The 11,503-nt window shown below is 38.2% G+C and carries 17 protein-coding genes; 13 read left to right on the top strand and 4 right to left on the bottom strand.

Annotated features, from left to right (window positions below; translation table 11 throughout):
• On the top strand, positions 1–271 hold a 271-nt coding region (locus V7068_RS06570), incomplete at its 5' end, for a hypothetical protein (protein ID WP_499711664.1).
• A 197-nt stretch (positions 272–468) separates the two neighbouring features.
• On the opposite strand, the gene yjcZ is transcribed toward V7068_RS06570, so the two are convergent.
• Positions 469–663: a sporulation protein YjcZ gene (gene yjcZ / locus V7068_RS06565; protein ID WP_499711662.1), complete on the bottom strand. Its 195-nt coding sequence runs from the start codon at positions 661–663 to the stop codon at positions 469–471.
• A 518-nt stretch (positions 664–1,181) separates the two neighbouring features.
• On the opposite strand from yjcZ, the gene sigK reads away from it, so the two are divergent.
• A complete protein-coding gene (gene sigK / locus V7068_RS06560) occupies positions 1,182–1,895 on the top strand; it encodes an RNA polymerase sporulation sigma factor SigK (RefSeq protein WP_119115608.1) in 714 nt (237 codons plus the stop codon).
• A 226-nt stretch (positions 1,896–2,121) separates the two neighbouring features.
• Here the strand turns inward: sigK and pssA are convergent, their stop codons facing one another.
• Positions 2,122–2,661 carry a CDP-diacylglycerol--serine O-phosphatidyltransferase gene (pssA, locus tag V7068_RS06555; protein ID WP_127761441.1) on the bottom strand — a complete coding sequence of 180 codons (540 nt, stop codon included), beginning with the start codon at positions 2,659–2,661 and terminating at the stop codon, positions 2,122–2,124.
• 125 nt (positions 2,662–2,786) lie between these two features.
• Between pssA and V7068_RS06550 the strand changes: the two genes are divergently transcribed.
• Positions 2,787–3,566, top strand: a complete 780-nt coding sequence (locus tag V7068_RS06550) for a phosphatidylserine decarboxylase (RefSeq protein WP_499711659.1) — start codon at positions 2,787–2,789, stop codon at positions 3,564–3,566.
• 63 nt (positions 3,567–3,629) lie between these two features.
• Here the strand turns inward: V7068_RS06550 and V7068_RS06545 are convergent, their stop codons facing one another.
• A complete protein-coding gene (locus V7068_RS06545) occupies positions 3,630–3,785 on the bottom strand; it encodes a sporulation histidine kinase inhibitor Sda (RefSeq protein ID WP_127762628.1) in 156 nt (51 codons plus the stop codon).
• Between the two features lie 415 nt (positions 3,786–4,200).
• On the opposite strand from V7068_RS06545, the gene V7068_RS06540 reads away from it, so the two are divergent.
• From V7068_RS06540 to V7068_RS06505, 8 genes are read left to right on the top strand one after another with little or no spacing between them, the layout of a single operon-like run.
• Positions 4,201–4,722 (top strand): YqeG family HAD IIIA-type phosphatase, encoded by a 522-nt coding sequence (locus tag V7068_RS06540; RefSeq protein ID WP_127761439.1) that lies wholly within the window; start codon positions 4,201–4,203, stop codon positions 4,720–4,722.
• Positions 4,719–5,828: a ribosome biogenesis GTPase YqeH gene (yqeH, locus tag V7068_RS06535; protein WP_499711657.1), complete on the top strand. Its 1,110-nt coding sequence runs from the start codon at positions 4,719–4,721 to the stop codon at positions 5,826–5,828. The genes V7068_RS06540 and yqeH overlap by 4 nt, the downstream gene beginning before the upstream one ends.
• A gap of 16 nt (positions 5,829–5,844) precedes the next feature.
• The gene (aroE, locus tag V7068_RS06530; protein WP_499711655.1) at positions 5,845–6,687 is read left to right on the top strand and encodes a shikimate dehydrogenase; all 843 of its coding nucleotides are present in this window, start codon (positions 5,845–5,847) and stop codon (positions 6,685–6,687) included.
• Entirely contained in the window at positions 6,681–6,971 is a 291-nt protein-coding gene (gene yhbY / locus V7068_RS06525) for a ribosome assembly RNA-binding protein YhbY (protein WP_127761436.1), read from the top strand. The genes aroE and yhbY overlap by 7 nt, the downstream gene beginning before the upstream one ends.
• A gap of 10 nt (positions 6,972–6,981) precedes the next feature.
• Entirely contained in the window at positions 6,982–7,554 is a 573-nt protein-coding gene (locus tag V7068_RS06520; RefSeq protein WP_127761435.1) for a nicotinate-nucleotide adenylyltransferase, read from the top strand.
• Positions 7,541–8,113: a bis(5'-nucleosyl)-tetraphosphatase (symmetrical) YqeK gene (yqeK, locus tag V7068_RS06515; protein ID WP_499711652.1), complete on the top strand. Its 573-nt coding sequence runs from the start codon at positions 7,541–7,543 to the stop codon at positions 8,111–8,113. Before V7068_RS06520 ends, yqeK begins: the two co-directional genes overlap by 14 nt.
• Positions 8,113–8,469: a ribosome silencing factor gene (gene rsfS / locus V7068_RS06510; RefSeq protein WP_402921433.1), complete on the top strand. Its 357-nt coding sequence runs from the start codon at positions 8,113–8,115 to the stop codon at positions 8,467–8,469. The genes yqeK and rsfS overlap by 1 nt, the downstream gene beginning before the upstream one ends.
• On the top strand, positions 8,466–9,209 hold the full coding sequence (locus tag V7068_RS06505; RefSeq protein WP_499711650.1) for a class I SAM-dependent DNA methyltransferase: 744 nt from the start codon (positions 8,466–8,468) through the stop codon (positions 9,207–9,209). The genes rsfS and V7068_RS06505 overlap by 4 nt, the downstream gene beginning before the upstream one ends.
• A 77-nt stretch (positions 9,210–9,286) precedes the next feature.
• Here V7068_RS06505 and comER read toward each other — a convergent pair whose 3' ends face one another.
• Entirely contained in the window at positions 9,287–10,129 is an 843-nt protein-coding gene (gene comER, locus V7068_RS06500; RefSeq protein ID WP_499711648.1) for a late competence protein ComER, read from the bottom strand.
• 100 nt (positions 10,130–10,229) lie between these two features.
• On the opposite strand from comER, the gene V7068_RS06495 reads away from it, so the two are divergent.
• A complete protein-coding gene (locus tag V7068_RS06495) occupies positions 10,230–10,871 on the top strand; it encodes a helix-hairpin-helix domain-containing protein (protein ID WP_499711646.1) in 642 nt (213 codons plus the stop codon).
• Positions 10,872–10,941: 70 nt separating this feature from the next.
• Entirely contained in the window at positions 10,942–11,502 is a 561-nt protein-coding gene (locus V7068_RS06490) for a ComE operon protein 2 (protein WP_252290882.1), read from the top strand.
• Position 11,503 lies beyond the last annotated feature (1 nt).

Below are 11,503 nucleotides of genomic sequence, written 5' to 3'. Positions count from 1 at the left end.
AACAGAGAAACCAGCCACAATGAAAAATCAAAAAGTAATAGAGAAACCAGCAACAGTAGAAAATCAAAAAGCAATGGAAAACAAAAAGCAAGTTGCAGGATTGACTCGAGCACACCTCGATGAATTGATTATAGCGCATCAAATGTTGATGAAAGCTAGAAACAAAAAAAACAATAAATCAAATGGAACAATGAACGGAAGCGCCAATCGTAATAATCGAAATAGGGAATTGCTGAATATGCTGTTAAGGGAATTGGGAAAGAACGCATAGTAAAGTAAAGCAGAAACTCTGTCTTTTTTCATGGACCCTGGATACCAAGTTAGTCTAGAGTGTAATAGACCTGTAAATAGGGATTTTTAAAGCTTTGGTGAGGTTCATCAAGGCTTTTGTCAGTCCCTGGCTGCTTGATTCATCAAAAAATAAGATCAACCACTATAAAAAACTCGGCCTACTCGCCGAGTTTTTTGTTAGCAGCCTGGTACACAGCCCCAACCGCCTGCTGCGAACCACCACCAGAAACCGAAAATGAGCAGCAACACGAAGAGGACAATGACTAGAGCGAACCCAAACCCCCAGCCTCCAGCTCCATATGCTACTGGGGCAGGTCCAGGATAAGCTCCAACGCCATAACCACATCCGTATGGGCCATAACTGTATCCCATAGAAATACCTCCTTCTTGTTTTGACGTATATTAGTATATGTAGCAGCGTTTAAGAGCGCTTGGGGATTCATCCTTACGAAATAGAACGGGCCTATTGAGTGATTGAGGTTTCTGAATATATGGACAAGAGAATGTGTGCTAAATCGAAAGAGAAGTTAATCGAACTATGTAAAATCAATGAAATTGAATTTAGAAAACTTTCTTATCCTTTTAAGTAACTCAATTATTCTATCAAGCTTTTGTATGTTGTTTATTATGAGTTAAATGAGAAAACAAAGCGCTTTTATAAAGATAATAAAGTTTGACTTGCAGGTTGCTTGCATGAAAGTTGGTTTTCGATTCATGAAGACTTAAACAACTTTGATGAACTAATTGAATACTTAAAAAATGTGTAAACAACTGTAATTAAAGGCCCGGGATTTAAACTGATGATTTTCGAGTAGGACAGACAAGAACAAGTTTCCTCTTGCATAACAATAATGATAAGAGAACGCCAAAAGAAACGGGAGGTTATATTTATGCCCGGAATTCTTACCGCAATTGGCTATTTAATGAAAGAATTTTATTTATTAGTTTCTTACGTAAAAAATAATGCCTTTCCTCAGCCTTTATCCTCTCAGGATGAAAAGAAATATTTAAAGTTAATGAGTGAGGGGGACAGTGATGCTCGAAATAAGCTAATCGAGCATAATCTTCGCCTGGTTGCTCATATTGTTAAAAAATTCGAAAATACAGGTGAAGACTCAGAAGATTTAATTTCTATTGGGACAATCGGTTTAATTAAAGCGATTGAAAGCTATTCTGATGGAAAAGGAACAAAACTAGCAACTTATGCTGCTCGCTGTATTGAAAATGAAATTCTCATGCATTTAAGAGCGACGAAGAAAACGAAAAAGGACGTTTCTCTTCATGATCCTATTGGGCAAGATAAAGAAGGAAATGAGATTAGTTTAATTGATGTACTAAAATCCGAATCTGAGGATGTAATTGATACCATTCAGCTTAATATGGAACTGGAAAAAGTTAAAAAATATATTGATATTCTGGATGAGCGTGAAAAAGAAGTAATTGTTGGCAGGTTCGGCCTCGACTTAAAAAAAGAAAAAACACAGCGTGAAATTGCTAAGGAGTTAGGCATTTCACGAAGTTATGTCTCTCGTATTGAAAAGCGGGCGCTGATGAAAATGTTTCATGAATTTTATCGAGCGGAAAAAGAAAAGAAGTCACAATAATCGAATGATGAATATAAAAGACCTTCACAGCGCTGAAGGTCTTTTATAATGGCTATATGAAAAAACGGCATCATACAAATAGTCTCGCAGCAGTGAGTGAAAAGAATCCCATCATTAAAAAGGTTTTAATAAGAATCGGGGCAGCATACTAATCAAAGCGGCTAATAAGAAAGGAGCCTTCCGCAAATCTTTCAGAAGGCTCCTTTCTATGTTGTAGATACGTTTCCTACATCTTTTTCAGTCTTAATGGACTAATCATCAGTATAGATAATATAATCATGAGGAATGCGAAGAATACCGGTGTGACATATGGATAAGCTAAGAAGCTTAATGTGGCAATACAACCAGCGACCGTAATCGGCACACCCGTGAAATAACCGTTATTCTCACTAATATTAAATCGTGCTAAACGAAGGGCCCCACAAGCAATATATAAAATAGTGAAAGCTGCTCCAGGAGCGCCGAATTCTACTAAAATTCCTTGATATATAAGCAGGGCAGGCGCCACTCCAAATGAAATAATGTCGCACATAGAATCTAATTGTTTGCCGAGCTCTGACTCGATATTAAACCTTCGTGCAACCATGCCGTCAAAACGGTCGGCAAGTGCCGCTAGGAAAATTAAAAGTAAGCTTAAGTTTAATTGGTTGTTCATAACAGATATGATGGCAAATCCACCTAAGGATAAATTTAATAAGGTCAAAATATTAGCTGTTTGAGCTTTTAGTTTTCTGATAGTCTGGTCTATAGCGTCTAATAAAAACATTTTTTCACTCCTTTCGTAAAACTAGATTAATTAAACGCAAGTATTTATTATATAATAATATTTTAGGTGACACAAATTATGCAAGGGATTTATGAAATAATTTACAAATTGGTGGTGGGTGTTGTTTGTTTCCATTTCTTTATCGCTTTTTTATTGAACTGACGAATGGTAGGGTTACTTCAGCGTTGTTGAAAAACTTTAGTCAATCGCGCTTGAGTAAGCCTATTATTCCATTATATACAAAAGTGTTCCGGCTTGACCAGCAGGAAGCCAAAGATGACTTTGCTTCATTTGCAACTTTACATGATTTATTTATCCGAAAATTAAAGAGTGATGTAAGGCCTATTGCAGAAGGAGAACAAGCTGTTGTTAGTCCAGTTGACGGGATTTTAGAAGACTTTGGCGACATTCAGGAAGATAAAAAGATTATAGTAAAAGGGAAAACATATTCGATGGAAGAGATGCTCGGTGATCCCAAAACACTTCAAAAGTATCTAGGTGGAAAATATCTCGTGCTATACTTAAGTCCTAGTCACTATCATCGGATTCATACACCGATTTCTGGAGAAGTAACACAACGTTGGAGTTTAGGTCAGAAGTCTTATCCAGTTAATAAATGGGGGATGCTGTATGGAAAGGCCCCTTTGTCTAAAAATTATCGTATTATAACAGAACTTGATTATGGTCAAGGGTGTGTAGCGATTGTGAAAGTTGGAGCGATGTTTATTAATTCCATTGAAATTACAGATAAAGCGAAGCGATTACAAAAGGGACAAGAGTTTTCGTATTTTAGTTTTGGTTCAACTGTCGTGCTTCTTTTTGAGAAGGATAGCTTTGAGATTGAATCGGATTTAGTTATACCGGCGAATGTTCGTATAGGAGAGAAGATTGGGTATATAAAATGACTGTATGAAACAACAGGGTGCTGTAACAATAGCTGAATAAAAAGAAAAGAGCTGACATACAGGTCAGCAGATTGATTCACTAATGGGAGTATAGATTTGGTTTGTTAAAGATCTTCGATGTATTTCGGATTCGATTAAGCGAATAAACTCTGCATCTAAGTTTAATTGTTTTGCTTTGAAATATGATTCGAGTAATAAATCATCCGATAATGTATGCATCATTTCGCCAATGTAGGCTGCTCACCTCCGAGTTATTAAAAATGAGAGAATGTTCTTCTGTTTCGTACGGTATGTTTTCCGTTTGTTTTCGTTGGTGTATTCATACTGTATCAAAAAAGAATAAGAAGAACAATTGGTCGATTATCCACAATTACCGGTGGATAACTTGTGATTAAATTGTTTGTAAAGGAAGAAAAATGAAAGGGAACAATAGGGATAATGTGGGTAACTTTATCCACAAAATATTATGTCGAGTTTTTTGTCGAAAACTATTTGGAATAAATAGGTAATAATTAAAGAAACTTTACATAATTAATGAAGTCAATTTTAAGAACCGTTAGAATTTTTTTGAAAGACGGGCGAAAATTAGATATGATGGATACGGTAAATTTCTAGGAAAACGTTGAGGTGTACTATGCTTAAATTATTTTTACCGAGTGAACAAATAAAAAGCATTTTTGATATAACGCCGGAAGACTTGAAAAAGCGTGGGATTAAAGGGATTATTACTGATTTGGATAATACACTTGTAGAATGGGATCGCCCGAACGCTACGCAAAAGTTAATGGAATGGTTTGATCAGATGCGGGAGCACGGGATTTTAGTGACGATTGTATCGAATAATAATGAACAAAGGGTACGTGCCTTTTCAGATCCTTTGCGTATTCCCTTTATTTATCGAGCAAAGAAGCCGTTAACAACGGCTTTTAAAAAAGCTTGTGTCCAAATGGGGCTTAAGCGTGAGGAAACTGTTGTCGTAGGAGACCAGCTGTTGACGGATGTGTTTGGCGGTAATCGAGGCGGGTTCCATACAATCTTAGTGATTCCTGTGTCACAGTCAGATGGGATCAATACAAAGATTAACCGCTTCTTTGAACGGAAAATTATGTCAGCGCTTAAACGAAAAGGAATGATAGAATGGGAGGAACGCAATTGAACAATCATCAAGAGGTAGTGTGCATCGGCTGTGGAGTAAAGGTTCAGACCGATTCCCCGAAAGAATTAGGATATGCGCCAAAGTCAGCGCTTGAGAAGGAGACTATTATTTGTCAGCGCTGTTTTAAATTAAAGAATTATAATGAAGTTCAAGATGTTTCGTTAACAGATGATGACTTTTTGAAAATTTTAAATAGAGTAGGCGAAACGGATTCATTGATTGTAAAAATTGTTGATATTTTTGATTTTAATGGCAGCTGGCTTCCGGGATTGCACCGTTTTGTTGGTCGGAATGATGTGTTATTAATCGGTAATAAAGTGGATTTATTGCCGAAATCAGTAAAACATAATAAATTAATCAATTGGATGAAGCAATCCTCAAAAGAGTTAGGTCTACAGCCGGTTGATGTATTATTGGTGAGTGCGGAGAAAGGAAAATACATTGCGGAAGCTGCGGAAGCTATTGAGCATTACCGTCAAGGTCGTGATGTGTACGTTGTAGGTTGTACAAATGTCGGCAAATCTACGTTTATTAATCGCTTAATTAAACAAGTAAGTGGGGAAAGCGATATCATTACAACTTCTCATTTTCCGGGCACAACACTTGACATGATTGAAATTCCGCTAGACGATGGACAAGCGATAATTGATACACCGGGTATTATCAATCATCATCAAATGGCTCATTTTGTGGATTCACGTGATTTTAAAATCATTATGCCTAAAAAAGAAATTAAGCCAAAAGTCTACCAGTTAAACGAGGAGCAGACGCTCTTTTTTGGTGGCTTGGCACGATTAGATTATGTATCGGGTGGAAGACGTTCTTTAACATGTCATTTATCAAATGAATTACATATTCATCGTACGAAATTAGAAAAAGCAGATGAATTGTATAAAAATCACGCGGGTGAGTTATTAACGCCGCCGCGGCCGGAACAAATGGATGAGTTTCCAGAGCTTGTGCCGCATGAGTTTTCGTTAAAACAACCGAAAATGGATATTGTCTTCTCGGGACTTGGTTGGGTAACAGTAAATGAACCGGGAGCGAAACTTGTTGCTCACGTTCCAAAAGGAGTCAATGTTATTGTTCGTAAGTCGTTAATTTAATAGTAGGGTGATGAAGGTGAAGAAAATATATGGAGTAATCGGAGATCCTATTGCACATTCCATGTCTCCAGCTATTCATAATGATGCGTTTGACCAAGAACAAATGGATGCGGTGTACCATCATTTTCATGTAACGGCGGAGTGCTTGCAGGATGCAGTAAAAGGGATGAAGGCGATTGGGGTGTCTGGCTTTAACGTCACAATTCCACATAAGACAGCTATCATTCCATTGCTGGATGAGGTGGATGAATTAGCACAAGCAATTGGTGCGGTGAATACGGTCGTCTATCGGGATGGTCGTTATATTGGGTATAATACAGATGGGAAAGGGTTTTATAAAGCTTTAGCTGAAGAGGTCTCTGGAGATTTAGCTTCTAAAAAGGCATTAATCATCGGAGCGGGTGGTGCTGCACGCGCCATTTATTTCACCCTTGTGAAAGAAGGCGTGAAGCAAGTGGATATTGCCAACCGAACAAAGGAGAGAGCGGAGACCCTTATTTCAGAATGCCCATACGATAAACAGTCTACAGCGTTAACGATGCTTGAAGCAGAAGCGAATATTAAGGCGTACGATTTAATTATTCAAACGACATCTATTGGCATGAGTCCAAAAGTTGATGATATACCACTGGATGTTACAGCTATTAAAGCTTCTGCTTTTATAAGCGATATTATTTATAACCCGTTGAAGACGAAAATTCTTATGGAAGCAGAGCAAAATGGCGCGAAAACGCAAAATGGATTGGGAATGTTTGTGAATCAGGCAGCTCTTGCTTTTCAAATATGGACAGGCGTAATGCCCGATACATCTAGAATGGAACAGATTGTGTTAAATAAATTAGGAGGTCAGACATGCTGACAGGTAAACAAAAAAGATTTTTACGATCAAAAGCACATCACTTGAATCCTATTTTTCAAGTAGGAAAAGGTGGAGTAAATGATAATTTAATTAAACAGATTGGTGAAGCATTGGAAGCGCGTGAATTAATTAAAGTGAGCGTTCTGCAAAATTGTGAGGAAGATCGTCACGATGTGTCGGCATCCCTTGCAAAAGGTGCAAGAGCAGAGCTTGTGCAAGTTATCGGTAATACAATTGTTTTATATAAAGAATCACGAGAAAATAAGCAAATTCAATTACCATAAGGTGATTGTTATGAAGAAGATTGGAATTTTAGGCGGAACGTTTAACCCTCCGCATATTGGGCATTTAATCATTGCTAATGAAGTGTTAGATGCACTGGAATTAGATGAAATTAGATTTATGCCAAACTATGTTCCTCCTCATAAGGAGCAGACGGAAGAAGTGACCGCTTATGACCGCTTAGCGATGCTTGAGCGTGCACTTTACGATCATCCTTCTTTTATCATTGAAGGAGTAGAAATTGATAGAAAAGGTACTTCTTATACGTTTGATACGATGAAGCTGTTGACAGAACAAGAGCCGGACGCGTCGTTCTATTTTATTATTGGTGCGGATATGATCGAGTACTTACCTAAGTGGCATCGAATTGATGAACTGCTTCAGCTTGTTCACTTCGTTGGTGTGAAGAGACCCAATTATAATGAAGAGACAGAGTATCCGATTATTATGGTGGATGTTCCTCAAATGTTCATTTCGTCTTCCGTGATTCGACGGAAGCTGCGGACAGGAAAAACTGTTAAATATTTAATTCCTGATTCTGTCGTAAACTATATAAAAGGGAATGGTTTATATGAATCGAAATGAAGCTTTACAACTTGTAAAAGCACAGCTGACTGAAAAGCGGTATGTGCATACATTGGGGGTAGCGGAATCAGCCGTAGAGCTTGCTGAACGCTATGGAGCAGATGTAAAAAAGGCAGAGCTTGCCGCCATTTTTCATGATTATGCAAAATTTCGTCCGAAAGAGGAAATGAAGCAAATTATTATGGAGCAAAATATAACAAAAGACTTATTAGATTATCATTCGGAGTTATGGCATGCACCAGTTGGTGCGTATCTTGTTGAACAGGAAGCAGGCATTACAGACCAAGAAATTTTAGATGCCATTGCTTACCATACATCGGGTCGAATTGGGATGACGCTTCTGGATAAAATTGTGTATTTAGCGGATTATATTGAGCCAGGTCGCTCATTTCCAGGTGTAGAGGAAGTGCGGAAATTGGCTGAACAAAATCTCGATGCAGCTGTCATTCAGGCTGTTCGAAATACAATTAATTTTTTAATGATGAAAAAGCAAGTAATTTATCCAGCTACATTTCATACGTATAATGACCTCATTAAGAATTTGAAGGAGAAGATGTAATGACTGAAAGAGAACTTCTAGTATTAGCAGCAAAAGCAGCAGATGATAAAAGGGCAGAGGATATTGTTGCCTTAAATGTGCAAGGAATTTCATTAATCGCTGATTATTTCCTTATTTGTCATGGTAACTCAGAGAAGCAAGTTCAAGCCGTTGCGCGTGAAATGAAAGAAAAGGCTGAAGAAGCAGGCGTGGATGTAAAGCGACTTGAAGGGTTTGATGAAGCGAAATGGGTATTAGTGGATATGGGAGATGTGGTGGCTCATATTTTCCATCGTGATGAAAGACTATACTATAATCTTGAACGTTTATGGGGAGATGCCCCTCGAGAAGATGTGCAAAGTGAATTAATGCCATGAGCTATGAACGCTTTGCTTACGTATACGATGAGCTGATGAAAGATGCTCCGTATGAAAAGTGGCTTGCGTTGTTAACAGCAAAGCTTGAGCAATATGGGGTTCAGGGGAAACGGCTGTTGGATCTTGCTTGTGGAACGGGAGAGATGACTATTGAGTTGGCACGAAATGGCTTTCATGTAACGGGTGTTGACTTATCTGATGAAATGCTTCTGGTGGCTCAAGAGAAAGCGTCTAAGCAAGGGGTATCCATCCCGTTTTATCAGCAAAACATGGCCGAACTTGAAGGATTGGGCAGTTATGACTGTATCACCATTTTTTGTGATTCACTGAACTATCTTAAAACGGAAAACGAGGTTCTTCAAACGTTTCGCGGTGTATACCACCACTTACGTGAGGGTGGCTTGCTATTGTTTGATGTGCATTCGATTTATAAAATGGAACAGATTTTTCATAATAATACGTTTGCAGTTAATGAAGAAGAAGTAGCCTATATTTGGAGTTGCTTTCCCGGAGAGGCTCCATATAGCGTTGAACATGATTTGAGTTTTTTTGTACAGGATGCGGAAAGTGGATTGTATGAACGTTTTGATGAGTTTCATTACCAGCGTACGTATATGCCTTCTCAATATACGGATTGGCTAGAAGAGGCGGGCTTTGAAGTGCTGGAGGTTCTTGCTGATTTTGAGGAAGCACCTGTCGAAGATCAAGCGGAGCGTATTTTATTTGTAGTAAGAAAATGAAACGGAGACTGACTAAATTTAGTCAGTCTCTTTTCTTAGGAGAAAAAATTTTTAAAATGAGGGCAGGAGTTCGTCAGTTAGTTGCGAATATTATAATCATATCGAAATTGTTTTTCGATTTCTTCAATGTCTTCATCAAATTTCTCGTGCGTTGCTTTAAACAATTGACTAAGTACCTCATGTAGTTTTGCTGCCTCTAACACTTTAATCCCTTCGCCTGTAATTCCCCCTTTTACACTCACTTTTTCCTGTAAAGTGGGTAATGTGTAGATTCCTTTACTTAATAAATCTCCAAGCCCCATTAACATTTTTTCTGTTAAAACCGTTGCTGTTTTTCTGTCAATTTCCGTTGATTGGCAAGCAGCGTCAATAAACGATTGTGCGAAAAAGCTGAAAAAAGCAGGTCCGCAACTAACGATATCCGAGCTAACTCTTGTAATGTCATTGTTAATGACAACGGGTGTCGAAATCTTTCTTGCTAGTTCATGTAAATAGCTCTTCCACTTTGGCAAACAAGCTTTACTATAGCTTAATAGAGAAACTCCAGAGCAAGCTCGATTAGTGATACTTGGGATAAACCGCGCGCATGAACAAGGAACTTCATGTTCAAGCTGAGCGACCGAGAGTGGACTTGTAATAGAAACAAGTAGTTGGTCTTTGTTTATATATGGTTTAATGACCTGTAATAGGGTGTGAATTTGTAAAGGTTTTACACATATGAAGATGACATCTGCTCGTTTTGCTATATCTACAGCTGTTTCGGTGACTTCGATACAGGCGTATTTTTCTTTCAGAGCTAAAGCTTTGGAGAGTGTGCGATTTGTAATAAGTAGATTGGCAGGCTCCAATGTCTTGGTTTCCAGCCATGCTTCGATTAAGATCGTCCCCATGTTTCCAGTTCCTATGACACCGATTTTCATACTTTCAACTCCCCTCACGTAAAGCGGAACCACTTCTAAACACTATGTAAAATCTGCCTGTATTATTCCGAATATTCATTTTTATAAGGAGAGATAACCTATGGATCTGTTCAGAAAAAAGAAAATGGCGGTTATTGCAATTGTCATCTTAATTAGTTTTATAGGTTGTTTGATGTTCTTTTTCTCATCGAAACCGAAGGAAGCAGAGCAAGAAAAGATGTTTATTGAAATGGAGCAACAAGAAGGGCAAGAGGTTGCTCGAGAAATAGACGAGCCAGTCGTTATAAAGGTTGATGTAAAGGGAGCTGTTCAAAGTCCAGGTGTATTTATTGCCGAACCAGGTGATCGAGTAATTGATGTGATTGAAGCGGCAGGTGATTTTAAGAAAGACGCCGATTTAGATAAGGTAAATCTTGCCCAGCTCGTAGAAGATCAAATGGTGATTTATGTACCTAGTATAGGAGAAGAGGATATAGATTTACCAGGGAGCATAGATGTAATGGGCGGGGGAGCGAAAACAGTGTCAGGTAATGGGGGAACGGATGGTAATAAAGTAAACTTAAATACAGCCACGAAGGAAGAACTAGAGACATTGTCGGGTATCGGTCCAGCAAAATCAACAGCCATTATTGAATATCGAGAAAAGACGGGGAAGTTTGAACAAATTGAAGACTTAAAAAATATTTCAGGAATCGGGGATAAAACATTTGAAAAACTACAAGATTCGATTACTGTCAAGTAAATGGACTACCCAAATAGACGGGAAGAGAGTAAAATTGAGAGAAAAGATAGTTGGTTAAGGGGAGAACATCATGAATCGAATTAGTTGGGATCAATATTTTATGGCACAAAGTCATTTATTAGCGTTAAGAAGCACATGTACTCGATTAGCGGTTGGCGCAACAATTGTTCGAGATAATCGCATTATTGCGGGAGGTTATAATGGTTCTATTGCTGGTGGGACACATTGTATTGATGATGGCTGTTATGTAATTGATAACCACTGTGTGCGTACGATTCACGCAGAAATGAACGCGATTATTCAATGTGCGAAATTTGGGGTACCGACAGCAAACGCTGAAATTTATGTCACACATTTTCCTTGTTTACAATGCTGTAAGTCGATTATTCAAGCGGGTATTCAAGCTGTTTATTATGCCGAAGATTATAAAAATCACCCATATGCGATTGAATTATTTGAACAAGCGGGCGTGAAGATGGAAAAAGTTAAAATGATTCAGCCGATTGATGTATACGGCAAACAAAAACAGGACTTTGTCCATTCTCTATTACAGCAATTAGAAGCAACGGGTGTTGACCAAGAAGAGCTGAGCAAGCTGCAACAAAAAGCGTACCAATTATTTAATGATTAAA

The organism is Bacillus sp. JJ634 (genome assembly GCF_036962285.1).
Classification (GTDB): Bacteria; Bacillota; Bacilli; order Bacillales; family DSM-1321; genus Peribacillus; species Peribacillus asahii_A.
This window is presented reverse-complemented; position numbering and strand designations above follow the sequence as displayed.